Below are 24,863 nucleotides of genomic sequence, written 5' to 3' on the forward strand. Positions count from 1 at the left end.
TGAAAAAGCGCTAAAAAACTGGTTGACTTGGTTGTATAGACAACCTATGCTGTTGACATCCCATCTACGGCAGGAGTCCATCATGAGCCCGGTCAACCATCCCGACAGCGATCCCCGCTACGACGCCAGCCGCGTGATACGCGCGCCGCGCGGGGCCGAGCGCACTTGCAAGAACTGGGGCGCGGAGGCGGCCTACCGCATGATCCAGAACAACCTGGACCGCGAGGTGGCCGAGAACCCCGCTCACCTGGTGGTGTACGGCGGCATAGGCCGCGCCGCCCGCAACTGGGCCTGCTACGACCAGATCCTGGCCTCGCTGCGCGAGCTGGAGGAGGACCAGACCCTGCTCATCCAGTCCGGCAAGCCGGTCGGCGTGTTCCAGACCCATGCCGACGCGCCGCGCGTCCTGATCGCCAATTCCAACCTGGTGCCCAAGTGGGCCAACTGGGAACACTTCAATGAGCTGGACCGCAAGGGCCTGTTCATGTACGGCCAGATGACGGCCGGCAGCTGGATCTATATCGGCACCCAGGGCATCGTCCAGGGCACCTACGAGACCTTCGCCGAAGCGGGCCGCCAGCATTTCGGCGGCGACCTGAAAGGCCGCTGGGTGCTGACCGCCGGCCTGGGCGGCATGGGCGGCGCCCAGCCGCTGGCCGCCACCATGGCCGGCGCGGTGTCGCTCACCATCGAGTGCCAGCAGAGCAGCATCGACTTCCGCCTGCGCACCCGCTACCTCGACAAGCAAGCCGCCGACATCGACCAGGCCCTGGCCATGGTGCGCGAACACAAGGAGCGCGGCGACGCCATTTCCATAGGCCTCCTGGGCAACGCGGCCGAGCTCCTGCCGCAGCTGGTCGAGCGGGCCCGCGCCGGCGGCCTGATCCCCGACCTGGTGACCGACCAGACCTCGGCCCACGACCTGGTCAACGGCTACTTGCCGCTGGGCTGGACCGTCGGGCAGTGGAAGGCCGCGCAGCAGGACGCCGGCCGCCACGCGGAGCTGACCGCCGCCGCCGCGCGCTCCTGCGCCGTGCACGTGCAAGCCATGCTGGACTTCCAGCAGCTGGGCGCCAAGGTGGTCGACTATGGCAACAACATCCGCCAGGTGGCGTACGACCAGGGCGTGAAGAACGCCTTCGATTTCCCCGGCTTCGTGCCGGCCTACATCCGGCCGCAGTTCTGCGAGGGACGCGGCCCGTTCCGCTGGGTGGCGCTGTCCGGCGACCCGGAGGATATCTACAAGACCGACGCCAGGATCAAGCAACTGTTCCCGCACCACGCGCAAGTGCACCGCTGGCTGGACATGGCGCGCGAGCGCATCGCCTTCCAGGGGCTGCCGGCGCGCATCTGCTGGCTGGGCCTGGGCGAACGCCATCTGGCCGGCCTGGCCTTCAACGAGATGGTACGCACGGGCCAACTGAAGGCGCCCATCGTGATCGGCCGCGACCACCTGGACACCGGCTCCGTCGCCAGCCCCAATCGCGAGACGGAAAGCATGAAGGACGGCACCGACGCCGTTTCCGACTGGCCGCTGCTGAACGCCCTGCTGAACACGGCCGGCGGCGCCACCTGGGTCTCGCTGCACCATGGCGGCGGGGTCGGCATGGGATACTCGCAGCACGCGGGCGTGGTGATCGTGGCAGACGGCAGCGAGGCCGCCGCGCGCCGCCTGGCCCGCGTGCTGGTCAACGACAGCGGCTCGGGCGTGATGCGCCATGCCGACGCCGGCTACGAATCCGCCATCGCCTGCGCCCAGCGTAACGGCCTCAACCTCCCTATGGTGAATAACCCATGAGCTCTCCCCACCTCCTGATCCTGAAACCCGGCGCGCTGACCCTGGCCGACCTGCGCGGCGTGTGGTCCGCCCAGGGCCGCCTCGACCTGGCTGCCGACGCCTACGCCGCCATCGACGCCTCGGCCGCCGCCGTGCAGGCCATCGTCGCCAAGGGCGACGCCGCCTACGGCATCAACACCGGCTTCGGCCTGCTGGCCAAGACCCGCATCCCGGACGACAAGCTGGAACAGCTGCAGCGCAACCTGATCCTGTCGCACTCGGTCGGCACCGGCGAACTGCTGTCCGACGCCGTGGTGCGCCTGATCATGCTGATGAAGATAGGCAGCCTGGCGCGCGGCTATTCCGGCGTGCGCCGCATCATCATCGATACCCTGCTGGCGCTGTACAACGCCGGCATCATGCCGGCCATCCCGGCCAAGGGCTCGGTGGGCGCCTCGGGCGACCTGGCGCCGCTGTCGCACATGACCCTGACCGTGATGGGCGTAGGCCAGGTGCGGGTGCGCGGCGGCGCCCTGCAGGATGCCGCCGAGGCCCTGCGCAACGCCCATATCGAGCCGGTCACCCTGGCCGCCAAGGAAGGGCTGGCGCTGATCAACGGCACCCAGGTCTCGGCCGCGCTGGCGCTGCACGGCCTGTTCATGGCCGAACGCCTGCTGGAAGCCGGCATGGTGGCGGGCGCCCTGTCGCTGGACGCCGCCAAGGGCAGCGACGCCCCCTTCGACGCCCGCGTGCACGCCGTGCGCGGCCAGCCGGGCCAGATCGCCGCCGCCGCCATCTACCGCCAGCTGGTCAGCGGCAGCGCCATCCGCGCCTCGCACCTGGTGGGCGACGAACGGGTGCAGGATCCCTACAGCCTGCGCTGCCAGCCGCAGGTCATGGGCGCCTGCTGGGACCTGATCGCCAACGCCGCCCGCACCCTGCTGATCGAGGCCAACGCCGTCACCGACAATCCGCTGATCTTCCCGGACAGCGCGGGCGGCCTGCCTGCCATTGTCTCGGGCGGCAACTTCCACGCCGAGCCGGTGGCCTTCGCGGCCGACACCCTGGCCCTGGCCATCGCCGAAATCGGCGCCCTGGCCGAACGCCGCATCGCGCTGCTGATCGACGCCACCCTGTCCGGCCTGCCGCCCTTCCTGGTGCGCGAGCCGGGCGTCAATTCCGGCTTCATGATCGCCCACGTGACGGCCGCCGCGCTGGCTTCCGAGAACAAGTCGCTGGCCCATCCGGCCAGCGTGGACAGCCTGCCGACCTCCGCCAACCAGGAGGACCACGTCAGCATGGCCACCTACGCGGCGCGCCGCCTGGACGATATGGCGCACAATACCGCCGTCATCGTCGGCATCGAACTGCTGGCGGCGGCGCAGGGCATAGACTTCCACCGGCCGCTGTCCACCTCGCCGCACCTGGAGCATGTGCATGAACAGCTGCGCCGGCGCGTGCCCTTCTTCGACGCCGACCGCTTTTTCGCGCCCGATATCGAGCACGCCAAGCGCATGGTGCTGGCCGGCGAGCTGAGCGCGCATTGCAAGGACTTGTTCACGCCGCTGCATCCCTGACGGAGGGAGTGATGGACTATCAGTTCAAGATGGGCAGGATACCGCTGCTGGTGTCCATGCCGCACGTGGGCACCGACATCCCGGACCACATCGCCGCGCGCATGGCGCCCGCCGCGCTGGACAGGCAGGATACCGACTGGCACCTGGAGCGGCTGTACGATTTCCTCGGCGAGCTGGGCGCCTCGGTGCTGTCGGCGCGCTGGTCGCGCTATGTGATCGACCTGAACCGCCCGCCCGAGGACAGCAGCCTGTATCCGGGCCAGGACACCACCGGCCTGTGCCCGGTCGACACCTTCCACCGCGAACCGCTGTACCTGCAAGGGCAGGCACCCGATGCGGCCGAGGTGCGAGAGCGTTTGCGGCGGTACTGGCAGCCCTACCACGACTGCCTGCGCGGCGAATTGGACCGCCTGCGCGCCATGCACGGCAAGGCCGTGCTGTGGGACGCCCACTCCATCGCCTCGGTGCTGCCGCGCTTCTTCGACGGTAAGCTGCCCGACCTGAACTTCGGCACCGCCGGCGGCGCCAGCTGCGCGCCGGCGCTGAGCGAGGCCGTGCTGGATCAGGTGCGTGGCCAGGACCGCTACAGCATTGCCGTCAACGGCCGCTTCAAGGGCGGCCACATCACGCGCCATTACGGCCGTCCGGCTGACCACATGCACGCCATCCAGCTGGAGATGTGCCAGTCCACCTACATGGACGAGACGGCGCCCTACGCCTACCGCGCGGACCTGGCGAACCAGGTGCGCGTACCGCTGCGCCGCATGCTGCAGGCCGCCGCCGATTGGGCGCAGGCATGAACGCGCTGCTGGCCCGCCACGCGCTGCTGCCGGAGGGCTGGCGCCAGGACGTGCTGCTGGAATGGGACGCCGGCGGCACGCTGACGGCCGTTACGCCAGGCGCCAAGCCGGGAGCCGCCACGCCCACGGTGGAGTACGCGCTGCCCGGCATGGTCAACCTGCACTCGCACAGCTTCCAGCGCGCCCTGGCCGGCCGCACCGAATGCGCCGGCGACGGCCCGGACAGCTTCTGGACCTGGCGCGAGCTGATGTACCGCATGGCGCGCAGCATCACCCCGGAACAGATGGAAGCCATCGCGGCCCAGCTGTTTTCCGAATGCCTGCGCCATGGCTACACCAGCGTGTGCGAATTCCATTACCTCCAGCGCCAGCCGGATGGCGCTTTCTACGCCAACCCGGCCGAAACCGCCGCCAGGGTGGCCTCCGCCGCACGCCTGGCCGGAATCGGCCTTACCCTGCTGCCGGTGTTGTATAGTTATTCCGGCTTTGGCGAAAAGCCCTTGCAACCGCAGCAGCTAAGGTTTAAAACGGATGCGCAGGAGGTGCTGGCCGTGGCGGACGCACTGGAAGGCTTGCGCGATGGCCAGACCGAGGTCGGCGTGGCGCCGCACTCGCTGCGCGCCGCGTCGGTGGAACAGATACGGGAAGTGCTGGCAGGATTGCCGCCGCAGCGTCCGGTGCACATCCACATCGCCGAGCAGCAGGGCGAGGTGGCGCAGGCGCTGGACTGGTGCGGACGGCGCCCGGTGCAGTGGCTGCTGGAACAGCTACCGGTGGATGGCCGCTGGTGCCTGGTGCATGCCACCCACCTGCTGCCGGACGAGGTGAGTGGCATCGCCCGCAGCGGCGCCGTGGCGGGATTGTGCCCGACCACCGAGGCCAACCTGGGCGACGGCCTGTTCCCACTGCCGGCTTTCCTGGAAGCCGGCGGCAGTTTCGGCATCGGCAGCGATAGCCATGTGTCGCACAGCGCAGTGGAAGAACTGCGCTGGCTGGAATACGGACAGCGCCTGCGGCTGCAGCGCCGCAATGTGGCGGTGTCGGCGGCGCAGCGTAACGTGGGCGACTTCCTGTGGCAGTCGGCGCTGCGCGGCGGCGCCCGGGCCGCGGGCCGTCCGGTGGGCGCGCTGCGGGCCGGCTGCCGCGCCGACCTGCTGGTGCTGGACGACGGCCACCCGAACCTGTATGGACTGGCGCTGGACGAGGTGCTCGGCAGCTTCATCTTCAGCGGCAACGACAACCTGGTGCGTGACGTGATGGTCTGCGGCCAGTGGGTAGTACGCGGCGGGCGGCATGCGGCGCAAGACGCCATCGCCGCGCGCTTCCGGCAGACCATGGCCGAACTGAGGGAGTTGCGATGACCCAGCTGATCCAGTACGCAAGCCTGCATCCCAAGCCGTGGAAGAATGGCGGCGGCAGCACCACGGAAATCGCGGCGGCGCCGCCCGGCGCGGGACTGGATGCCTTCGACTGGCGCGTCAGCCTGGCCACCATCGCCCACAGCGGGCCGTTTTCCTCCTTCCCCGGCATCGACCGTTCGCTGGCGCTGGTGCAGGGCGACGGCGTGCTGCTCGATTTCGGCGACGAGCGCTTCGTGCTCAGCCCCAGCGAACCGCTGATCGAATTCGCCGGCGAGACGCCGGTGCACGCCACCCTGGCCGATGGCACGGCCACCATCGATTTCAACGTGATGACGCGGCGCGCCCGCTGCCGCCACCGGCTCACGCCATGCGTGGTGCGCGGCAGAGAGACCGTGCGCCGCCGCGGCGACACCACCCTGCTGTTCCTGGCCGACGGCGAAAGCCTGACCCTGGGCAGCGCGCGCGAACGCATCGCCATGGTGCGCTACGATACCGTGCTGCTGGGCGACGGCGAGTGGACGCTGGAGGCGCCGCTGGCCACCGTGTTCGTGGTCGATATCGTCTCCAGCGGCGAAAGGCAGCAATGACGGTGGAGTGGGATATCCTGTACTTCAACGCCCACCTGGCCACCATGGCCGCCGCGGACACCATGGCCGCCGTGGACACCACGGCCACCACGGCCGCCGGCTACGGCGACATCCGCGACGGCGCCCTGGCCGTGAAAGACGGCCGCATCGCCTGGGTCGGCCCCTGCGCGCAATTGCCGCCCGGGGCGCGCATCAGCACCAGCCATGACTGCGGCGGCGCCTGGATCACGCCCGGCCTGGTCGACTGCCACAGCCATATCGTTCACGCCGGCAACCGCAGCGACGAATTCGAGGCGCGCCTGAACGGCGCCAGCTACGAGGATATCGCCCGCGCCGGCGGCGGCATCATGTCCACCGTGCGCGCCACCCGCGCCGCCAGCGAGGACGAGCTGCTGGCGCAAAGCCTGCCGCGCGTGCGCAGCCTGCTGGCCGAGGGCGTGACCACCATCGAGATCAAGTCCGGCTACGGCCTCACGCTGGAGGCGGAGGCCAGGATGCTGCGCGTGGCGCGCCGCATCGCCCGCGAACTGCCGGTCGGTGTCGCCACCACCTTTCTCGGCGCCCACGCCCTGCCGCCCGAATACGCGGGCCGCGCCGATGAGTACGTGGACGCCGTGTGCGCCATGCTGGCGCCGCTGGCGGCCGAGGGCCTGGTCGATGCGGTGGACGCCTACTGCGAACGGATCGCCTTCAGCACGGCGCAAACGGCACGGCTGTTCGACGCCGCCCGCGCCCACGGCTTGCCAGTCAAGCTGCACGCCGAGCAGCTGTCCGACCAGGGCGGGGCGCAGCTGGTGGCGCGCTACGGCGGGCTGTCGGCCGACCACCTGGAACACCTGTCCCAGGCCGGGGTGGACGCCATGGCCGCCGCCGGCACGGTGGCGGTGCTGCTGCCCGGCGCCTACTACTTCCTGCGCGACACCACCCCGCCGCCGGTGGCCGCGCTGCGCGCCGCCGGCGTGCCCATGGCGGTCGCCACTGACTGCAATCCCGGCACCTCGCCCATGGCCTCGCTGCTGCTGGCCATGAACATGGCCTGCACCCTGTGGCGCTTGACGCCGCTGGAGGCGCTGGCCGGCTGCACCATCCACGCCGCCCGCGCGCTGGGGCGGCAGGACAGCATCGGCAGCCTGGAGGTGGGCAAGCGCGCCGACCTGGCGCTGTGGCGCATCGCCCGCCCGGCCGACCTGTCGTACGCCATCGGTTTCAATCCCTGCGTTGGCGCCGTGCATGGCGGCGTCCTGCATCCCCGCGCCGCCTGAGGCGCAGTCCGCGCTGTGCCGGCTTCGGTGGTAAGCTGGCGGCATGTCTCCCTCTCGCGGCGTGCTCCCCCATCCCACCTTCCTGCGCCGGCTGTGCGCGCTGTTGTTGTCCGTGCTCCTGTGCTGGAGCGCGCTGGCGCATGCCGACACGCTGCGCATCGGTTCCAAGCGCTTCACTGAATCCTATATCCTGGGCGAGCTGCTCCTGCAGACGGCGGCGCCGCATGCGCAGGCCGAGCACCTGCAGGGACTGGGCAACACCGCCATCGTGCTGGGCGCCCTGCAGGCCGGTAAGATCGACGTCTATCCGGAATATATAGGTACCATCGAACTGGAAATCCTCAAGCACCAGCAGGCGGCGCCGCGCGAGCAGACCTTGCGCGAACTGGCCGCCATGGGACTGGGCATGGCGGTGCCGCTGGGTTTCAACAACACCTATGCGCTGGCCATGCGCGGCGATGCCGGGCTGCACAGCGTGAGCCAGCTGGCGGGGCAGGGCGCTTTGCGTTTCGGGCTGTCCCATGAATTCATCGGCCGCGCGGATGGCTGGCCCGGGCTGGCGCGGCAATACGGCCTGCCGCAGCAGCCTTCGGGCCTGGACCACGGCATCGCCTACGAGGCGCTGGTGCAGCGCCAGGTCGACGTCATCGACATCTATTCCACCGACGCCAAGATCAAACAGTACGGCCTGCGCGTGCTGGAGGACGACAAGGGCTATTTTCCGCGCTACGACGCCGTGCTGCTGTACCGGCTGGACGTGACGCGGCGCTTTCCCGCCGCCTGGCGCGCCATCGCCGCGCTCGAGGGGCGCATCAGCGCGGCCGACATGATCGCCATGAACGCCGCCGCCGAAATCGACGGCCAGCCCTTCGCACGCATCGCCCGGGACTGGCTGGCCCGCCGTCCCGGCGGCGCAACCGCATCCACGTCGCATCCGGACGCCGGGGCGGGCCGGCCTGCCAACCCCGGCACCCACAGCGGCTTGTGGGCGAAACTGTTCGCCCCCGACCTGTGGCCGCTGACGCGCCAGCACCTGACCCTGGTGCTGCTGTCGGTGGCGCTGGCCTGTGCGGTGGGGATACCGCTTGGCGTGCTGGCCGCCTATGTACCGCGCATACGCCAGCCGGTGCTGGCCGTGGCAGGCGTGCTGCAGACCGTGCCTTCGCTGGCCCTGCTGGCGCTGCTGATCCCGCTGCTGGGCCGCATAGGCGCCGTGCCCGCGCTGCTGGCCCTGTTCGTGTACGCCCTGCTGCCCATAGTACGCAACACCTGCGCCGGCATGCTGCAGCTGCCGCAGGGATTACGGCTGGCGGCGCAGGCGCTGGGCTTGCGCGCGCACCAGCGTCTGCTGCACGTGGAACTGCCGTTGGCGCTGCCCGTGATACTGGCCGGCGTCAAGATCGCCGCTGTGACCTGCGTCGGCACCGCCACCATCGCCGCCTTCATCGGCGCCGGCGGTTACGGCGAACGCATCACCATCGGCCTGGCCCTGAACGACCACGGCATGCTGCTGGCCGGCGCCATTCCGGCCGCCGTGCTGGCGCTGGTGACCCAGGCCGGGTTCGAGCTGCTGGAGCGATGGGCAGTCCCCAAAATTTCGCCAAATCAATAACAGGCCGGACACACAAGTTAAGGGGAAATCGCTTTTTGTAAAGCCGTGTAAGGGCTGCGGGCGCGCGGGTAAGGATTTGTAAAGTGGGCGGAAATGCGGGTCGCGCCTCGCTATAGTGGATCCCGTTGATTCAATCTCCCCTCCCACTGACAACGGGTTCTCCCCCCTGGACGGCAACGTTCCGGGGGATTTTTTTTATTGCCCTGCCAATTTCTGCAAGGCCTCGCCGGTGACGCGGCAGATGCGCCAGTCCGGCAGGACTGAAGCGCCCACGCCTTCGTAGAAGCGGATCGCATTCTCGTTCCAATCCAGCACGCTCCACTCGAAGCGCCCGCAATCGCGCTCCACCGCCAGCCTGGCCAGCGCCTCCAGCATTTGCTTGCCATAGCCCTTGCCGCGGTGGGATTGCTTGACGTACAGGTCTTCCAGGTACAGGCCCTTCTTGCAGAGGAAGGTGGAAAAATTGTGGAAGAACAGGGAGAACACGACCGGTGCGCCGTCCTCCTCGCCGATCAGGGCTTCGCAGGATGGGTGCGGACCGAACAGTTGCTGCTCCAGCATGGCCGGAGTGCCGCTGATCATGTGTTCCAGTTTTTCAAACACGGCCAGTTCGTGGATCATGCCGTAGATGGCGGCCACGTCGTCCGGACGGGCGGGGCGGATATGCAGTGAGCTCATGAGGCTTTCAGTGTGGAGTCATCGGAAACCGGCGGCGCGTCGGACCTCAGGGCCCAGGCCACGCTGGCCAGGCACAGTATCATGCCGGCCCATTCCAGGGCGCCGGGACGGAAGTGTTCCAGCTGTATCGACAGCAGCACCGAGATCACCGGCGTCACCACGCCTATGTACACGGCCTTCTGGGCGCTGATGCGGTGGATCAGGGTGAAATAGGCGGCAAAGGCGATCACCGAGCCGAGCACGGACAGGTACAGCAGTCCGCCCCAGTAGGGCAGCGACCGCGGCAGGCGGAATGGATCGCCGCTGGCGAGCGCCCAGACCGCCACCATCAGCGTGCCCCACAGCATGGCCCAGGCCATGGTCAGCGGCACATCGGACGATTGCTCGCGCACCTTGACCACGAATACATTCCCGACCGAGCTGGCGATGGTGGCGGCCAGCGCCAGGCCCAGGCCCAGCAGGAAGTGGCCGTTGCCGCCTGCGCGCAGCTCGGCCAGCGAGGCCAGGATGGGATGGAAGAACAGCAGCGTCACGCCGGCGGTGGCGGCGATACCCGCGCCCAGCATGCGCCAGGTGAGCGGCGTGCCGAAGGCGATGCGGCTGCACAGCGGCGTCCAGAACACCATCAGCGCGAACAGCACGGCCACCACGGCCGACACCAGGTATTGCTCCGAGTTGTAGGTGCAGATATAGCTGATGCAGAAGGTCGCTGCTCCCTGCGGGATCAGCCAGCGCTGTACGCGCCAGGGCAGCATCAGCTTGCGTCCATGCAGCTTGCACCAGGCAAACAGCAGCGCCGATGCCAGGGCGAAACGGTACACCACCGAGACGGCCGGCGCGATGTCACCGAGCTGCAACGTGATGGCGAAAAAGGTGGAACCCCAAATAAGGCTCGCTATGATGAACAAGAGGGGAGAGGACATCGGCGCAGTATACCGGCCTCCGTCATGAATTTCCTAGCCTCCACTTTTTGTTGCGGCGCAACACAATAGCCTTGATGCAGCGCAGTTTTGGCAGATATTTAGAGTATTTTGTTGAAAATATAAGTATTATGGAAAAACTAAGTTATTCCAAGTTGGGAGCAGGAAATGAGCACCGCCTTACAGTTCAAGGTCGCCACCGTGGTCGGCTATGTTGTGCTGGCCACCGTCGTGGTAGTGTTGCTGGCCGACCAGGCTGAGGTGCTGGCGCCAGCCTCCATCGTCATGCCGCGCCTGCCTTAGCTTAATACGCCAGCTTCAGGCGGCGGTACAGGAAACTCAGCACGAACAGCGGCCCCACCAGCAGGAAGCGCAGGTCGTCGAAAAACGACGGTTTCTTGCCCTCGATCTTGTGGCCGATGAACTGGCCTATCCACGCCAGCACGAAGATCACCAGCGACAGCGGCAGCACGGCCTGCGGCGGCACGGCCGCCAGCAGCACCAGCATTACGGCCGTCATCAGGGCCATGCCCAACGCGAACGGGCGCGACAGCCGCAGGTAATACCACAGCGAGGCTGCGCAGAAGGCCAGCGTGGCCAGCGGATGCAGGGCCCACAGCAGGCCCAGCAGGGTGAACATAATCAGCGGCACGCATACGAAGTGGATCAGCTCGTTGGTGGGATGGCGGTGGCTGTCGCGGTACTGGTCCAGCAGGGTGTCGATGGTGCGGGTGGCGGGCATGGTGTCTCCTGTTTTTGTTCAGCAAATTCTACACCCGCCGCCGCGCGCGCCTTACAATGCGGCCATGTCCATGGAACTTGCGCGCAAGCGCTGCTTTGATCCCGTTGTCGATGAGCGCACCCGTTTGCTGGTGCTGGGCAGCCTGCCGGGCGAGAAGTCGCTGGCGGTGCAGGAGTACTATGGCAATCCGCAGAATGCATTCTGGCGTTTGATGTCGGAAGTCATCGGCGTGCCACTGGTGCCGCTGCCCTACGCGCAGCGCCTGCAGACGCTGCTGGCGCATGGCGTGGGCCTGTGGGACGTGGTGGCCGAAGCCCACCGCCCCGGCAGCCTGGACAGCGCGATCCGCCACCGCGACGACAACGACCTGCCGAGCCTCCTGGCGCGCTTCCCCGGCATCCGCGCGGTCGCCTTCAATGGCGGCACAGCAGCCAAACTGGGCTTGAAGGTACTCGGCGTAACGGCATCGCGCTACCAGATATTTCAACTCCCGTCGAGCAGCCCGGCTTATACGCTGGCTTATGATGAAAAGGCGCGGCTGTGGCAAGTCTTGAACGCAGCGCGCAGCATATAAGCCACTTTACCCGATTGGTCGCAGCGCTGTGAGGCGCTTATTGCCGGCTTCCGGCTATAGCTTGCTCGGATCGCCTTATTGGTTTTGACCAAAGTCGAATCAGGCAGGTTTCCTTTCAGTTGTTCGCAGCCTGCAGGGTATGATCGAGATTCTCATCGGAGGTAACTATGGCGGAGCAATTTGAACGACTTGCCGCAGAAGCTTTGGCGCTTGATCCGGAGCGGCGTGAACAACTGGTGCAATTACTGGTTGCCAGCTTGGAAGGGCATTCGGATGATGATGTACTGGCCGCAGAAGTCGAACGACGTAGTGCGGACATGGAGAGTGGGGCGACGCAGGGCCTCGCCTTGAGCGAAGCGCTGGACCTGATACGCGCCAGGTTGAAGTGAGACTGATCATTGCTCCGGCCGCGGTGATCGAGCTGCAGGATGCTGCGGCGTTCCACCATGCATACTACAGTCCACAGTCAGCGATGGACTTGCTGGCGGAATTCAAGCGGGTCGCCGACATCATATTGATGCATCCTCAGCTTGGAAGCCCCTTTCGTGGCCGGCGGCGGAAATACGTGCTACGTAAATTTCCATATAGCGTCATTTACGAGTTTAGTCCGACGGAGTTGAGGGTATTAGCCTTTGCTCATCAACGACGGAGACCCGGTTACTGGATTGGGCGCAAGTAGGCGGTATGCGCCCACCCCGCGCGGCGGGGCGGGCGCTTTGCTGCCGCTTAGGGCAGCGGCTTGCCGTCGGCGTCGAGCTTGCGCACTTCGCCCAGGTTGAGCTCGCGGATGCCCGCTTCCACCTTGCTCATGTCGCCCACCACCAGCCACACCAGCTGGCCAGGCAGGATGTATTGCTTGGCCAGGCCGTTGGCCTGCTCCGGCGTCAGCGACATCACCTTCTGGGTATAGCTGTTGTAGTAGTCCTCCGGCAGCTTGTACTGGATGATGCTGGCGTAGGCGCGCGCCAGCTGGTCCACGCCTTCATACGAACCCGGCAGCGACAAGGCTTCGTTGGTCTGCGCCGCCAGCAGTTCGTCGGCAGTGATGGGCTTGGCGCCGGCGATGTTGCGGTACTCCCGCACCAGTTCCTGCAGCGCTTCCTTGGTCTTGTCGGTCTGCACCGGCGAGCGGCTCATGTAGGGCCGCTGGCCCCGGGCCGGCGAGATGCCGGCATTGACGCCATACGACCAGTGCTTGTCCTCGCGCAAATTCATGTTGATGCGCGAGCTGAAGGTGCCGCCAAACACATTGTTGACCACGCCCAGCTGCACCTCGTCCGGCGAGTTGCGCGGCGGCGCCAGCTGGGCCGCCGCGATCACGCTTTGCTGCGCGCCCGGACGGTCGATCAGGTACACCACCGGCTTGGCCGGCTGCGCCACCTCGGCCACGTTCTTGACCGGCGTCTCGCCCGGCTTCCAGCCGCCCAGCGCCTTCTCCAGCTGCGGCACGATCTCGGCCAGGGTGGTGTCGCCCACCACCAGCACGGTGGCGTTGTTGGGCTTGAACCAGGACTGGTAATACTTGACCGCGTCCTCGCGGGTCAGCTTGGCGACGGCGGCCTCGGTGCCGCTGCCGCTCCACGGCAGCGAGTAGGCGTGGCCGGCGCCGTACAGCAGCCCCGGCATGACCCGGTTCACCAGCGACGGCGGCGCGGCCTTCTCGCGCTGGATTTCGGCCAGGCGGTCCTTCTGCAGGCGGGTGAATTCCTTCTCGGGGAAGGAAGGATGCAGCAGCACGTCGGCATACACGTCCAGCGCCTGCGGCAGGGTGGCCTTGAGCGCGTTCAGGTTGACGCTGCTGCCGTCCAGGCTCATGCCGGTGCTGAACTGGGCGCCCAGCGCCTCGAAGTCCTCGCCGATGCGCAGCGAGTCGCGGCGCGGCGTGCCTTCCTCCAGCATGCGCAGCGAGAGGCGCGCCAGGCCGGCCTTGTCCGCCGTGTCGGAAGCAAAGCCGCCATCGATCAGGGTGCTGATGTTGACCACCGGCGCGCCGTGGCGCTCCACCACCACCACTTTCAGGCCGTTGGACAGGGTGGCTTTCTGCATGGGCGGCAGGTTGAGCTTTTCAGCCTGGCCCAGGGCCGGTTCCTTGCTGCGGTCCAGCTTGTTCGGGCCGGCCGCCAGCGCGGGCGGGTAGGGCAGCACGTTGAGCACATAGTCGCCATCGCTGAGCCAGGCGTCGGCGGCCTGCTTGACGCTGGCCGGCGTGGCTTCCTTGATCCACTTCAGGTAATCCTTGTAGCAGTCGGGATTGCCGGTGAAGGTGGTGCATTGGGCCAGCAGGTCGCTCTTGCCGCCAAAGCCGCCCACGTGCTCCGTGATGCGGGCGAACTGGGCCAGGATGGAGGTCTTGGCCAGCTGCAGTTCGGACGCCGTGATGCCATCCTTGAGCAGCTTGCCCAGCTCCTCGGCCGCCGCCTGTTCCACCTTGGCCGCATCGCCGCCCGGACGGGCGTTGAGCACCAGCATGAACTGGCCGGCGATCTCGTTGGAGCTGTTGAAGGCGCTGGCGCTGGTGGCGATCTGGTCCTTGTACACCAGGCGCTTGTACAGGCGCGAATTCTTGCCGCCGCCCAGCACGTGCGCGGCCAAATCCAGCAGCGCCGATTCCTTGGTGTTATCGCCGGGGACGTTCCAGACCCGGTAGGTGCGCGCCTGCGGCACGCGGTCCTGCACCGTGCTGCGGTGGGTGCCGCTGCGCTTGGCGACCCAGGCTTCCTGCTTGGCCAGCGGCGGGCCGGGCGGGATGTCGCCATAGTATTTCTCGACCTTTTCCAGGGCCTGCTGCGGCGTGATGTCGCCGGCCAGCACCAGGGTCACGTTATTCGGGCCGTAGTTGGTCTTGAACCAATCCTGCACGTCTTTCATGGAAGCGGCGTCCAGGTCGGCCATGGAGCCGATCACGGTCCAGGAATAGGGGTGGCCGGCCGGCCAGGTGTTTTCCACCAGCAGCTGGCGCGCCACGCCGTAGGGCTGGTTCTCGCCCTGGCGCTTCTCGTTCTGCACCACGCCGCGCTGCAGGTCCAGCTTCTTCTGGTCCAGCACACCCAGCAGATGGCCCATGCGGTCGCTTTCGGCGAACAGGGTGTAGTCCAGCATGGAGGTGGGCACGTTCTGGAAGTAGTTTGTGCGGTCGTTGTTGGTGGTGCCGTTCAGGTTGGTCGCACCGATGCGTTCCATGGCGTTGATGTAGGTGCGGTTGAAGTTGTCGCTGCCGCTGAACATCAGGTGCTCGAACAGGTGGGCGAAGCCGGTCTTGCCCGGCTTCTCGTTCTTGGAGCCCACGTGGTACCAGGTATTGACCGCCACCACCGGCAGCTTGTGGTCCTCGTGCACCAGCAGGGTCAGGCCGTTCTTCAGCACGAACTTGGTGTAGGGAATGTCGGGGATGGGAATGTCGGCCGCTGCGGCCGCCTTGGATGCCGGGGCGGCCTTGTTGGTCGGGGCCGCCTGCTGGGCCGATGCGCCCAGGGACAGCAGGGCCAGCGCGACGGCGCCGGCCAGCTTGCGTGCTACGAACTTCGCCATACTTTCTCCTTGTGGGAATGGACATTGCATTCCATGAAATTATACCAATGGGAAAGTATGGCAAGTCTGGAATTATTACGGTTTATTGACGTAGAACAGTATGCGATTCGTAGGCCCGCAGCCGGTCCAGCTTGCCCGCATACAGCAGGCGCTCGCCCGGGGTGGTGCTGTTTTCCAGGGCCTGCTTCATGTGCTGGTCCGCTTCCTTGTAATTGCCCAGCTGTAGGGCGGCGCTGGCCAGGGCGAAGTGGAATTCATGGTAGTAGGGCGAGCGCTCCAGTTCGCGCAGGAACAAACGGCGCGCCTCGGCGTAGTCCTGGCGTTCCATGGCCTGCTGGCCCAGCTTGTAGAAGTAAAACGGCGGATAGGGCTCGATGCGGGCCAGCAGCTCGCGCACGGACTGCGCTTCCGGCAGCCGTCCGGCCTGCTCCAGGGTCTGGGCCAGGTTGAACAGGAAGATGGTGTTCTCGGGCGCTTGCTTGAGGGCCAGGCGCAGGGCACGCTCCGCCGCATCCAGCTCGCCGTGGCGGCGGTAGATCACGCCCAGGGTGTTGTAGGCGTTGACGAAGGCGGGATCGGCCACGATGGCCTGGCGCGCCCACCAGTAGGCCTCGTCCAGCTTGCCGTCGACCATGAACTCGGCGGCGCGGTTGTTCATGTACATGGCAATAATGGTTTTGTCCTCCACCGGCTGGGCCCGCATCCGGGCCTGCTCGGAGGCGGGGATGAAATCCACCACCAGGTACTGGTCGGCGTCGTAGCCATACCTGGAATCGCGCTGGGGCCGGCCCAGCACCAGGTTGACGTGGTTGCTGTTGAAATACAGGTCGCCGGCCCGGCTCCAGCTGTCCTCCGTCAGCACGCGCTGGAATTGCACCGTCAGGCCCAGCTCGCGCGCCATGGCGGCCGTCATGATGGCCAGCGACATGCAATTGCCCATGCGCGCCTCGAAGGTTTCGGCGGCGTTGCGGGTGACGGCGGCGTCATAGTCCAGCTTGAGCGCGCCCTTGCGGTACAGGGCGTCGAACAGGGCATGGCGCGCATCCTTGCCGTGCATGTTCTGCAGGATGTCTTCCTTGAGGTAGCGCTTCATCTCGGGACTGAGCGCGAAGATCCGGGCCGCGCCCAGCTCGCCGCTGGCCGGCTGGAAGCGCTGGTCCTCGAACAGCCCGGCGGCCGGCGTGTCCCGGGCCGGCTGGCTGGCGCAGCCGCACAGCAGGGCGGCAAGCAATAGCAGGTATTTCATTTCCGTCTCCCCGGCCCGCCGCGGCACTGGCGGCCGCGTTAAATAAAGTATGGTCGGGAGAGGGGCGGCTGTCAAACCGCAGTGCAGCGCGAACGTGGCCGCGCTTGCCTGCTCAATGGGGCGGCATGGGATGGACCGCCACCGGCTGGCCATCGGCGTCCAGGTCTTCCGCAACGCACAACTGGCCCAGGCCCAGGCTTTCCAGTGCGTCGGCCAGGTCTTCGATTTCTTCCTGGATGTCGGCCGCGATATCGAGCGGCTTGTCGGCGCTGGCCAGGGTGGCGCCGCCGGCCTGCAGCAGCACCCGCAGCGCCAGCTGGCCGCCTTCCTGCACCGGGACGATGACGGCGCTGGCCGCGGCCGCCTCCACGCCGGCCGCGGCCAGCCCCTGGTTCAGGGCCGACAGCAGCTGCAGCACGGCGTATTCGCCCAGCGCGGTATCCTTGGCGCTGAAGAACAGGTCCTGGTACAGGAAGCTGACGCGGCCCTCGGCCAGGCCCAGGCAGCGCTGCACCAGCGGCGCGTACTGTCCGGTCCACTTCTGGAAGCGCTGCAGGCGCTGCTCGAAATAGGCATCGGCCTTGGCCGGGCTGGACGGCACCTTGTAGAACGGATCGTCGCTGCGCTTGAGGGCGAAGCCGACCAGGAAGCGCAGTTCCAGCGCCGCCTCGTCCGCTGCGAAGCCGCCCGGGCCCCAGCCCGAGATGCTGCGCTCCAGGGCCGGCGCCGCCGCCAGTTTTTTCTCGGTCAGCGAACGCGCCGCGTCGTGCACCATGGCGTGCAGGCCGCTGTAGGTGATGCGGTCCATCTCGGCCAGGTCGTAGGCGTGGCCGACCAGCACCACCTTGGCCTTGGGGCCCTCCAGGCCGGCCTGCACGATGCTGTCCACCAGGGCGTCGTAGGCGTCCGGATCCTGGAAGTCGCGGGCCGGGTCCAGTCCGCCCGTGCTGTGGACGAACAGGGGAATGGCGAAGGCGTTGATCTCCATCTCGGGCGCGCCCTCGCGGCGCAGGATCACGGTGCCGGAGGCTTCCTGCAGCTGTTCGCGCAGGTAGGCGTAGGCGCCCAGGTCGTCGTAGCGGGCATGCTCGATGGCGCCGTACAGCACCTCGTCCTTTTTCTGGTTGAGCAGCTTGCGCACCAGGCGCTGGAAGTCCAGGTCCTTCTGCTGCATCTCCTCGCTCAGTTCCTCGTACTGGTCCTTTTCGGCCAGGTCCAGCGCCAGCTCGGCCAGCAGGCGGGCGTTTTCCTCATCGCGTACTTCGGGCGAGTTGGCGGATTTGCGGGGCACGGGGCGCTTGTTCTTGGGCATGGTTGCGGTGTGTTTCGGATTGATGAAAAGGGGACGGCGCGTGTCCTGCACGCGCGGCCCCGCAGGGTACAGCGTGGACGGATTACCGTTCAGTATGGAAGGCTTCGTGCAGCTCTTCCAGCAAGTCCTCGGTCTCGTCCTGGTCCAGGCCCAGGTGCTGGCAGGCCAGATCGCCGCCTTTTTCCCATTCCATGGACATGCGGCGGCCATGGTAGCGCTGTATGCCTTTCTCGGCCAGCAGCGACAACGCCACCAGCGAGCGGATCGCGTCGTCCGTATCGGGGTCGCTCAGCACGCGGTAGTCGTGATGGTGCAGGATGGCCCAGGACACGTCCGGCGACAGTCCCCAGTTGCGCGCCAGCAGACAGCCGATGGCGGCGTGGTTGGTACTGTACCGTTCATCCTCCAGCGCAGTGAACGGACGCTCTGCTTCGTCGCAGCAGGCGTTGTAGGTGGCGTCGTAGTCGGGGAAGCGGTCTAGCAGCAGCGGCACGCCGATGTCGCAGAACAGGCCGAAGGTGTGGGCGATGTCGGGCGGGGCGATGCGCAGCTTGCGCGAGGTGAATACCAGGGCCTGGGCGCGCCGCGCCGACAATTCCCAGAACAGCGACAGGTCGCGGCCGCTGCCCTCCATGGCCTGGCGCGCCAGCAGGCCGGTGAGCAGGGCGGCGCACTGGTTGATGCCGAGGAAATTGATGGCCTGCTCCACCGACTTGGCCTTGCGCGCGGCGCCGAAGAAAGGCGAGTTGGCCAGCTTGAGCAGGGCGCCGGACATGCCGACGTCGTTGCCGATGATGCGGGCAATGATGCGCGGCGACGGGTCTTCCTTGGCCAGCTCGCGCTGCAGGTCGACCAGCAGGCTGGGCCGCGGCGGAATACGGATGGAACGCATCAGGGCGTCTTCCACCTGGTTGGCTGCGGGCATGGCTGGGCTTGCTGCTGTTGTCATCTTGATTACCGGGATAGGCGCGGGCATATGCACTATAAACCAGTCGCGCCGCACATGCTGGACTGGAACCTCTCATTATCGCTTAAGTATCGCTTAAAGTCGTTCCGTGGAGCACTTTTTTTGGACCGTGTACGGCACGCCAAGCTGGCTTTTCCATTCGTCGCTACAATGTTTGCATGACGATATTGGCTGGCATCGATTTTAGCGCGTCCGCGCACGAGGTGGCGCCGCAACTGGTGGGCGCCGTGCTGTTGTTCAACGGCGTGGGCGGCCGTATCGTCGAGGTCGAGGCCTATGACCGCAGCGATCCGGCATCGCATTGCTACGGCGGCATGACGGCGCGCAATTTCTCCATGTTCGGGCCGCCGGCGCGCAGCTATGTCTACCGTTCGCATGGATTGCACTGGTGCCTCAATTTCGTGTGCCGCGAGGAGGGGCATGGCGCCGGCGTGCTGCTGCGCGCCATCGAACCGCTGCTGGGACTGGACCGCATGCGCGAGCGGCGCGCCATGGAGGATGTGCGCCTGCTGTGTTCCGGGCCGGGGCGGCTGTGCCAGGCGCTGGGCGTGACGCGCGAGCACAACAACCTGCCCCTGGATGCGCCGCCGTTCGAGCTGCTGGCGCGCGACCCGGACCAGCCGCTGGAGGTGGTGGCCGGGCCGCGCATCGGGATATCCAAGGCGGTGGAGTTGCCGTGGCGCTTCGGGCTGGCCGGCTCGCGTTACCTGAGCCGGCCGTTCCGCTGACCGGCAAGGCAGCGGGGCGGGGAGGCCTGACGAACACGGTGTCTTGCACGGCCAGGGGGCCTGGTCTTGCTGGAACCGGTGCTAAGCCCGCTTCTGGGCCGGCCGCGCATCAGGCGGCAATACGGGGCGCCGGCCGCGCAGCGGGCTGTCCGGCGCCCGCCGTTCCGGGCGGCCATCGGTCAAGGCGGGCGGCGCCGCGCGCTGCGGCGGTGGCGGCGCTTCCTCGCCCTCGAATCGGAACACCGCCACCGCCTGCGACAGATGCACGGTCTGCTCCTGCAGGCTGGCCGCCGCCGCCGCCGCCTGCTCCACCAGCGCCGCGTTCTGCTGGGTCGCATCGTCCATCTGGCCGACCGCCTGGTTGACTTCCGCGATGCCCTGGGCCTGCTCGGCGCTGGCCTGGCTGATGCGCGCGATGATCTCGTTCACCTGGCGCACCGCCGCCACGATATCGTCCATGCTGCCGCCGGCCTGCTGCACCGAGCTGCTGCCGCTGGCGATGGTGGCCACGTTGGCGTCGATCAGGATCTTGATTTCCTTGGCGGCCGCCGCCGAGCGCTGCGCCAGGGTGCGCACCTCGGCCGCCACCACCGCGAAGCCGCGACCCTGCTCGCCGGCGCGGGCCGCCTCCACGGCCGCGTTCAAGGCCAGGATATTGGTCTGGAACGAGATGCCGTCGATGACGCTGATGATGTCCACGATCTGGCGCGAGCTGTCCCGTATCGATTCCATGGTCTGCACCGCCTGGCCAACGGCGGCGCCGCCGCGCTGGGCCAGGGCCGCCGCGTCGGCTGCCAGGGTGCAGGCCTGGCGCGCGTGGCCGGCGTTCTCCTGCACCGCCTGGGTCAGGGTGGCCATGGCGCCTGCGGTCTGCTCCAGCGAGCTGGCCTGCATCTCGGTGCGGGTCGACAGGTCCATGTTGCCGCTGGCGATTTCGCGCGCCGCCACGTCGATGGAACGCACCGATTGCAGCACCGCCCGCAGGGTTTGCGTCAGCGTCGCCATGGACTGGTCCAGCAGCCGCGAGGTGTCGGCGATCTCGTCGCGCCCCTGCTGGCCGCCGCGCCGGCCCAGGCGGCCGGCCGCCAGCTCCTGCACCACCTCGGCGATGCCGCGTATGTCGCGCAGCATGCCGGAGCGCACCGCCATCGACACCAGCAGCGACAGCGCCACCGACAGCAACACCAGCACCCCCATGCTCACCCCCAGCGACTGGAACTCGGCCTTGGCGGCGGCGTGGGCCTGGGCGCTGAGCCGTTGCTCCAGCGCCTGCAGCGCCGCCAGCTGGCTGTTGAGCAGGCCGAATTGCTGCTCGGCGCGCTGCATGAAGTTGGTGGCGATGGACTGGTCGGCCTGCGCCATCTCCATGGTCTGCGCCACCGCCTGGCGGTAGGCCGCCAGCAGCGGCAGGGCGGCGTCGGCGATGCGGCGCTCGGCGGGATCGTGCGCGGCCAGGCGCGACAGCTCGCGCAAACGCGTGTCCAGCGCCGCGTGGCGCTGGCGGATACGGGCGGCCAGCTCATCCAGCCGCTCCTGGGCGAAGCTGCCGTTGACCCAGGCCAGCAGCTGGTAGATGTGGGCATGGGCGTGGCGCGCGTCGCCGGCCAGGTCGGCCGCCAGCTGCAGGCGCGTGGCGCGCACCTGCACCATGTTTTCCAGGGTGGCGTTCTGGCGCACCATGCCGTAGTAGGCGCCGGCGGCGGTCAGCATCAACAGCAGCAGCACCAGGCCGGGCGCCAGCAGCAGCTTGGGACCGATACGGAGTTTGCTCAGCATGGCGCTACTTCTTGTAAATGCCGGCTTCCAGCACCACGTCGCCCACCCGCAGGATATAGGTGGTCTTGGGCTCGATCTTGCCGCTGGTGGGATTCTTGTACTGGTAGTCTACCCAGCCGTGGCCCTTCTTCGCGGCCAGTTCGATGATGTCGCGGCGGTAGCGCTTGCCGCTGGCGTCCGGCACGTCGGTCAGGTCCTTGCCGACGATGGAGGGGTTGATGGGGTGGGCCAGCACGATGCCGGTGTTGATGTCGCGCATGTCCACGTACAGCGAACCCTGCACGAATTCCGGGTCCTTGGCGCTGAGCTTCTTCATCATCTCGTCCTTGCCGTGCGCCTTGATGTAGGCGGCGCCGCGTTCGGCCATGGCGATGGCGTCCTTCTCTGTCGGTTCGGCGGCGCCGGCCATGGCCGTGGTGGCCAATGCGGCCAGGCTGAGCAGGGCGACCGCAAGCGGGCGTTGAGCATTCATGATAGATCCTTGTCGGGAGGGAAGATGGTCCACTGTACGACGTCCATGCCCAAAGGAAATTGAGCAAACGCAAGAGCTGGCGGCCACGCGAGGCCCCGGCATGTTGTTGCATCAAGGACTTATTCTTAAAAGAAATCTTTCCCTGAGTCACTTGATTTTGGGCAATTCGACAGGTGGCGAGGGGCCTAGCATGGACTCACCATCCAACCCACCGAGGAGTCCACCATGTCCACCGTCACCCCGCTGGCCGCGCAGGCCGTCAAGTTCAAGCCCTACACCCGTCAAACCATCAGCCAGGCGCGCCAATGGGCCTGGATGCCGCCCGAGCTGCAGGAAGCGGTGCAGGTGGTGTCCCATGTGCTGCCGTTCCGCGTCAATGAGTATGTGCTGGAACGCCTTATAGAGTGGGGCAACATCCCAGACGATCCGATCTTCCGCCTGACCTTCCCGCACCGCGACATGCTGCGCCCGGACGACTATGCCGCTCTGCGCCATCTGGTGCTGGAGCGGCCCGATCCCGAGGCCCTGCAGCAGCTGGTGCGGCGCATCCGCCTGCACATGAATCCCCACCCGGCCGGCCAGCTGACCCATAACGTGCCGCAGCTGGACGGCGTCCCGCTGCCCGGCCTGCAGCACAAGTACAAGGAGACCGTGCTGTTCTTCCCCAGCTCGGGCCAGACCTGCCACGCCTATTGCACCTTCTGCTTCCGCTGGCCGCAGTTCGTCGGCATGGAGGAGCTCAAGTTCGACGCCAGCGAGACCAGCCAGCTGGCCGCCTACCTCAAGCAGCACACCGAAGTGACCGATGTGCTCATTACCGGCGGCGATCCGCTGATCATGAACACGCGCTCGCTGGCGGCCTTCATCGAGCCGCTGCTGGCGCCGGAGCTGGCCCACATCCAGAACATCCGCCTGGGCACCAAGTCGGTGGCCTACTGGCCGCAGCGCTTCGTCACCGACCGCGACGCCGACGACCTGCTGCGCTTGTTCGGGAAGGTGGTCGCCAGCGGCAAGAACCTGGCCGTGATGGGACACTACAACCACGCCGCCGAGCTGCGCCCCGAGATTGCCCAGCGCGCCGTGCAGCGTATCGTCGGCAGCGGCGCCACCTTGCGCATGCAGGGGCCGCTGATACGCCACATCAACGAAGACCCGCGCAGCTGGGCCGAGCTGTGGCAGACCGGGGTGCGCCTGGGCGCCATCCCTTACTACATGTTCGTCGAGCGCGACACCGGCCCGCATGAATATTTCCGCCTGCCGCTGGCGCGCGCCCACCAGGTATTCAAGGAGGCTTACCAGATGGTGTCCGGCCTGGCGCGCACCGTGCGCGGCCCATCCATGAGCGCCTTCCCGGGCAAGGTGATGATAGACGGCGTGACCGAGATCCACGGCGAAAAGGTGTTCGCCCTGCAGTTCCTGCAGGCCCGCAATCCGGACTGGGTGCGGCGTCCCTTCTACGCCCGCTACGACGAGCAGGCGGCCTGGCTGGACGACCTCAAGCCGGCTTTCGGGCAGCGGGAGTTCTTCTTCGAGCGCGAGGGCGGCAGCCTCCAGGCGCCGGCCGACCATGGCGTAGCACCGCGCGGCAAGGTGATCCCGCTGCTGCCGGCGCGCCAGGCCGCCGCCGCCCACTGCGCCTCGCACGGCAATGCGGCCTAGGTGACGCCATGGCGCCCCGCAATGCTGAATCGCTGCCGCCGCTGGCCTCCCCCGCGGCGCGGCCCCTGTCCGGCACGGCCTTGTTCCTGCTGGTGTTCCTGCCCTATGCCTTGGGCCACTACCTGTCCACCCTGGTGCGCAGCGTGAACGCGGTGCTGGCGCCGCAGCTGACGGCGGCGCTGGCCCTGACGCCCGGCGAGCTGGGCCTGCTGACCAGCGCCTTCTTCCTGGCCTTCGCCGTGGCCCAGCTGCCGGTCGGGCTGTCGCTGGACCGCTGGGGACCGCGCACGGTGCAGCTATCCCTGCTGCTGGTGGCGGCGGTGGGCGCGCTGGCCTTTTCCGGCGGCCGCAGCTTCGCCGAGCTGGTATGTGCACGCGCCATCATGGGCCTGGGCCTGGGCGGCTGCTTCATGTCGGCCGTGAAAGCGCTGTCGACCTGGATCGCGCCGGCGCGGCTGCCGTCCATGCACGGCTACCTGATCGCGGCCGGTGGCCTGGGTTCGGCCAGCGCCACCCTGCCGGTGCAGGCGGCGCTGCAGCACACCGACTGGCGCGGCCTGTTCGTGGCGCTGGCCGTGGCCACCGCCGCCGCCGCCTTGCTGATACGTGCGCTGACCCCGGCCTCGCCGCGGCGCGAACCGCTGCCGGTGACCTGGGCCGGACTGGTGGAGGTCTACCGCCATCCCGTGTTCCGCCGCGCGGCGTTGCTGGTGCTGCCGGCGCACGCCGTGTTTTTTGGCCTGCAGGGCCTGTGGCTGGGGCGCTGGCTGAGCGACGTGGGCGGCTACAGCGAACCGCAGGTGGCCTATCTGCTGTACCTGGGCATGGCGGCCATCATCTTCGGCGCCATCGCGGTCGGCATGCTGACGGAGCGGGCGGCGCGCCGGGGCATACCGGCCATGCGGGTGGCAGCCGTGGGCATCGCCTTGTTCGTGGCGGTCCAACTGGCCATGATGGGAGGCCTAGCCCCCGGCGCCGGGCTGCTGTCGGTGCTGTTCACGCTGCTGGGCACCATTACCGGCATCGAGTACGCCATCGTGGCCCAGGGCATGCCGAAGGAAATGACGGGACGCGCCTCCACCTGTCTGAACCTGCTGATCTTCGCCGGCGCATTCGCCGTGCAGGCGGGCTTCGGCCAGGTGCTGGAATGCTGGCGGCCCTCACCGGGCAACCACTATCCGGCCCAGGCCTACCAGCTGGCGTTCGGCCTGTGCGCGCTGCTGCAGCTGCCCGGCCTGGCGCACTATTTGCTGCGTCAGAGACAGGAGACGATCCGGTAGAATAG

Annotated in this window: 22 protein-coding genes; 13 read left to right on the plus strand and 9 right to left on the minus strand. The window is 67.5% G+C overall.

Annotation, left to right across the window (positions count from 1 at the left end; genetic code table 11):
- Positions 1-82 precede the first annotated feature (82 nt).
- The 7 genes from hutU to ACLB1G_RS16150 are packed head-to-tail and all read left to right on the plus strand — an operon-like array spanning position 83 to position 8,976.
- Positions 83-1,798: a urocanate hydratase gene (gene hutU / locus ACLB1G_RS16120; protein ID WP_491628246.1), complete on the plus strand. Its 1,716-nt coding sequence runs from the start codon at positions 83-85 to the stop codon at positions 1,796-1,798.
- Entirely contained in the window at positions 1,795-3,354 is a 1,560-nt protein-coding gene (gene hutH, locus ACLB1G_RS16125; RefSeq protein ID WP_491628247.1) for a histidine ammonia-lyase, read from the plus strand. The genes hutU and hutH overlap by 4 nt, the downstream gene beginning before the upstream one ends.
- 11 nt (positions 3,355-3,365) lie before the next feature.
- Positions 3,366-4,154 carry an N-formylglutamate deformylase gene (gene hutG / locus ACLB1G_RS16130; RefSeq protein ID WP_491628248.1) on the plus strand — a complete coding sequence of 263 codons (789 nt, stop codon included), beginning with the start codon at positions 3,366-3,368 and terminating at the stop codon, positions 4,152-4,154.
- A complete protein-coding gene (locus tag ACLB1G_RS16135) occupies positions 4,151-5,515 on the plus strand; it encodes a formimidoylglutamate deiminase (RefSeq protein WP_491628249.1) in 1,365 nt (454 codons plus the stop codon). Before hutG ends, ACLB1G_RS16135 begins: the two co-directional genes overlap by 4 nt.
- Positions 5,512-6,102 carry a HutD/Ves family protein gene (locus ACLB1G_RS16140; RefSeq protein WP_491628250.1) on the plus strand — a complete coding sequence of 197 codons (591 nt, stop codon included), beginning with the start codon at positions 5,512-5,514 and terminating at the stop codon, positions 6,100-6,102. Before ACLB1G_RS16135 ends, ACLB1G_RS16140 begins: the two co-directional genes overlap by 4 nt.
- Complete coding sequence (gene hutI / locus ACLB1G_RS16145) at positions 6,099-7,364, plus strand: imidazolonepropionase (protein WP_491628251.1); 1,266 nt, start codon at positions 6,099-6,101, stop codon at positions 7,362-7,364. Before ACLB1G_RS16140 ends, hutI begins: the two co-directional genes overlap by 4 nt.
- Before the next feature lie 43 nt (positions 7,365-7,407).
- Positions 7,408-8,976: a glycine betaine ABC transporter substrate-binding protein gene (locus tag ACLB1G_RS16150; RefSeq protein ID WP_491628252.1), complete on the plus strand. Its 1,569-nt coding sequence runs from the start codon at positions 7,408-7,410 to the stop codon at positions 8,974-8,976.
- Positions 8,977-9,171: 195 nt separating this feature from the next.
- On the opposite strand, the gene ACLB1G_RS16155 is transcribed toward ACLB1G_RS16150, so the two are convergent.
- Both ACLB1G_RS16155 and ACLB1G_RS16160 read right to left on the minus strand, forming a co-directional pair.
- Positions 9,172-9,654, minus strand: coding sequence for a GNAT family N-acetyltransferase (locus ACLB1G_RS16155; RefSeq protein ID WP_491628253.1), 483 nt, complete (start codon positions 9,652-9,654; stop codon positions 9,172-9,174).
- Positions 9,651-10,577, minus strand: a complete 927-nt coding sequence (locus ACLB1G_RS16160) for a DMT family transporter (RefSeq protein WP_491628254.1) — start codon at positions 10,575-10,577, stop codon at positions 9,651-9,653. The genes ACLB1G_RS16155 and ACLB1G_RS16160 overlap by 4 nt, the downstream gene beginning before the upstream one ends.
- Before the next feature lie 165 nt (positions 10,578-10,742).
- On the opposite strand from ACLB1G_RS16160, the gene ACLB1G_RS16165 reads away from it, so the two are divergent.
- Positions 10,743-10,877 (plus strand): hypothetical protein, encoded by a 135-nt coding sequence (locus ACLB1G_RS16165; RefSeq protein WP_491628255.1) that lies wholly within the window; start codon positions 10,743-10,745, stop codon positions 10,875-10,877.
- Position 10,878: 1 nt separating this feature from the next.
- Here ACLB1G_RS16165 and ACLB1G_RS16170 read toward each other — a convergent pair whose 3' ends face one another.
- Entirely contained in the window at positions 10,879-11,316 is a 438-nt protein-coding gene (locus ACLB1G_RS16170) for an Mpo1 family 2-hydroxy fatty acid dioxygenase (RefSeq protein WP_491628256.1), read from the minus strand.
- A 64-nt stretch (positions 11,317-11,380) separates the two neighbouring features.
- Between ACLB1G_RS16170 and ACLB1G_RS16175 the strand changes: the two genes are divergently transcribed.
- Complete coding sequence (locus tag ACLB1G_RS16175; RefSeq protein ID WP_491628257.1) at positions 11,381-11,890, plus strand: DNA-deoxyinosine glycosylase; 510 nt, start codon at positions 11,381-11,383, stop codon at positions 11,888-11,890.
- A 167-nt stretch (positions 11,891-12,057) separates the two neighbouring features.
- Positions 12,058-12,279, plus strand: coding sequence for an addiction module protein (locus tag ACLB1G_RS16180; protein WP_491628258.1), 222 nt, complete (start codon positions 12,058-12,060; stop codon positions 12,277-12,279).
- A 337-nt stretch (positions 12,280-12,616) separates the two neighbouring features.
- Here ACLB1G_RS16180 and ACLB1G_RS16185 read toward each other — a convergent pair whose 3' ends face one another.
- The 4 genes from ACLB1G_RS16185 to ACLB1G_RS16200 all read right to left on the minus strand — a co-directional run bounded on the left by ACLB1G_RS16185 (position 12,617) and on the right by ACLB1G_RS16200 (position 18,925).
- On the minus strand, positions 12,617-15,418 hold the full coding sequence (locus ACLB1G_RS16185) for a M16 family metallopeptidase (RefSeq protein ID WP_491628259.1): 2,802 nt from the start codon (positions 15,416-15,418) through the stop codon (positions 12,617-12,619).
- Positions 15,419-15,500: 82 nt separating this feature from the next.
- Complete coding sequence (locus tag ACLB1G_RS16190) at positions 15,501-16,664, minus strand: tetratricopeptide repeat protein (protein ID WP_491628260.1); 1,164 nt, start codon at positions 16,662-16,664, stop codon at positions 15,501-15,503.
- Between the two features lie 112 nt (positions 16,665-16,776).
- Positions 16,777-17,955: a hypothetical protein gene (locus tag ACLB1G_RS16195; protein WP_491628261.1), complete on the minus strand. Its 1,179-nt coding sequence runs from the start codon at positions 17,953-17,955 to the stop codon at positions 16,777-16,779.
- A 103-nt stretch (positions 17,956-18,058) separates the two neighbouring features.
- A complete protein-coding gene (locus tag ACLB1G_RS16200) occupies positions 18,059-18,925 on the minus strand; it encodes an HDOD domain-containing protein (RefSeq protein WP_491628262.1) in 867 nt (288 codons plus the stop codon).
- A gap of 176 nt (positions 18,926-19,101) precedes the next feature.
- On the opposite strand from ACLB1G_RS16200, the gene ACLB1G_RS16205 reads away from it, so the two are divergent.
- Positions 19,102-19,671, plus strand: a complete 570-nt coding sequence (locus tag ACLB1G_RS16205) for a DNA-3-methyladenine glycosylase (protein ID WP_491628263.1) — start codon at positions 19,102-19,104, stop codon at positions 19,669-19,671.
- 81 nt (positions 19,672-19,752) lie between these two features.
- Here the strand turns inward: ACLB1G_RS16205 and ACLB1G_RS16210 are convergent, their stop codons facing one another.
- Together ACLB1G_RS16210 and ACLB1G_RS16215 are read right to left on the minus strand one after the other, a co-directional pair.
- Positions 19,753-21,447 carry a methyl-accepting chemotaxis protein gene (locus tag ACLB1G_RS16210; RefSeq protein WP_491628264.1) on the minus strand — a complete coding sequence of 565 codons (1,695 nt, stop codon included), beginning with the start codon at positions 21,445-21,447 and terminating at the stop codon, positions 19,753-19,755.
- A gap of 4 nt (positions 21,448-21,451) precedes the next feature.
- Positions 21,452-21,919, minus strand: a complete 468-nt coding sequence (locus ACLB1G_RS16215; RefSeq protein ID WP_491628265.1) for a cache domain-containing protein — start codon at positions 21,917-21,919, stop codon at positions 21,452-21,454.
- 225 nt (positions 21,920-22,144) lie between these two features.
- On the opposite strand from ACLB1G_RS16215, the gene ACLB1G_RS16220 reads away from it, so the two are divergent.
- Together ACLB1G_RS16220 and ACLB1G_RS16225 are read left to right on the plus strand one after the other, a co-directional pair.
- Entirely contained in the window at positions 22,145-23,578 is a 1,434-nt protein-coding gene (locus ACLB1G_RS16220; protein ID WP_491628266.1) for a KamA family radical SAM protein, read from the plus strand.
- Positions 23,579-23,586: 8 nt separating this feature from the next.
- Positions 23,587-24,858 (plus strand): MFS transporter, encoded by a 1,272-nt coding sequence (locus ACLB1G_RS16225; RefSeq protein WP_491628267.1) that lies wholly within the window; start codon positions 23,587-23,589, stop codon positions 24,856-24,858.
- Positions 24,859-24,863 lie beyond the last annotated feature (5 nt).

Source organism: Duganella kummerowiae, from assembly GCF_053572355.1.

Bases quoted from the DNA above. Each gene is read 5' to 3' on its own strand.
- hutU (WP_491628246.1), top strand. From the start codon at position 83: ATGAGCCCGGTCAACCATCCCGACAGCGATCCCCGCTACGACGCCAGC.
- hutH (WP_491628247.1), top strand. From the start codon at position 1,795: ATGAGCTCTCCCCACCTCCTGATCCTGAAACCCGGCGCGCTGACCCTG.
- hutG (WP_491628248.1), top strand. From the start codon at position 3,366: ATGGACTATCAGTTCAAGATGGGCAGGATACCGCTGCTGGTGTCCATG.
- ACLB1G_RS16135 (WP_491628249.1), top strand. From the start codon at position 4,151: ATGAACGCGCTGCTGGCCCGCCACGCGCTGCTGCCGGAGGGCTGGCGC.
- ACLB1G_RS16140 (WP_491628250.1), top strand. From the start codon at position 5,512: ATGACCCAGCTGATCCAGTACGCAAGCCTGCATCCCAAGCCGTGGAAG.
- hutI (WP_491628251.1), top strand. From the start codon at position 6,099: ATGACGGTGGAGTGGGATATCCTGTACTTCAACGCCCACCTGGCCACC.
- ACLB1G_RS16150 (WP_491628252.1), top strand. From the start codon at position 7,408: ATGTCTCCCTCTCGCGGCGTGCTCCCCCATCCCACCTTCCTGCGCCGG.
- ACLB1G_RS16155 (WP_491628253.1), bottom strand. From the start codon at position 9,654: ATGAGCTCACTGCATATCCGCCCCGCCCGTCCGGACGACGTGGCCGCC.
- ACLB1G_RS16160 (WP_491628254.1), bottom strand. From the start codon at position 10,577: ATGTCCTCTCCCCTCTTGTTCATCATAGCGAGCCTTATTTGGGGTTCC.
- ACLB1G_RS16165 (WP_491628255.1), top strand. From the start codon at position 10,743: ATGAGCACCGCCTTACAGTTCAAGGTCGCCACCGTGGTCGGCTATGTT.
- ACLB1G_RS16170 (WP_491628256.1), bottom strand. From the start codon at position 11,316: ATGCCCGCCACCCGCACCATCGACACCCTGCTGGACCAGTACCGCGAC.
- ACLB1G_RS16175 (WP_491628257.1), top strand. From the start codon at position 11,381: ATGTCCATGGAACTTGCGCGCAAGCGCTGCTTTGATCCCGTTGTCGAT.
- ACLB1G_RS16180 (WP_491628258.1), top strand. From the start codon at position 12,058: ATGGCGGAGCAATTTGAACGACTTGCCGCAGAAGCTTTGGCGCTTGAT.
- ACLB1G_RS16185 (WP_491628259.1), bottom strand. From the start codon at position 15,418: ATGGCGAAGTTCGTAGCACGCAAGCTGGCCGGCGCCGTCGCGCTGGCC.
- ACLB1G_RS16190 (WP_491628260.1), bottom strand. From the start codon at position 16,664: ATGAAATACCTGCTATTGCTTGCCGCCCTGCTGTGCGGCTGCGCCAGC.
- ACLB1G_RS16200 (WP_491628262.1), bottom strand. From the start codon at position 18,925: ATGACAACAGCAGCAAGCCCAGCCATGCCCGCAGCCAACCAGGTGGAA.
- ACLB1G_RS16205 (WP_491628263.1), top strand. From the start codon at position 19,102: ATGACGATATTGGCTGGCATCGATTTTAGCGCGTCCGCGCACGAGGTG.
- ACLB1G_RS16210 (WP_491628264.1), bottom strand. From the start codon at position 21,447: ATGCTGAGCAAACTCCGTATCGGTCCCAAGCTGCTGCTGGCGCCCGGC.
- ACLB1G_RS16215 (WP_491628265.1), bottom strand. From the start codon at position 21,919: ATGAATGCTCAACGCCCGCTTGCGGTCGCCCTGCTCAGCCTGGCCGCA.
- ACLB1G_RS16220 (WP_491628266.1), top strand. From the start codon at position 22,145: ATGTCCACCGTCACCCCGCTGGCCGCGCAGGCCGTCAAGTTCAAGCCC.
- ACLB1G_RS16225 (WP_491628267.1), top strand. From the start codon at position 23,587: ATGGCGCCCCGCAATGCTGAATCGCTGCCGCCGCTGGCCTCCCCCGCG.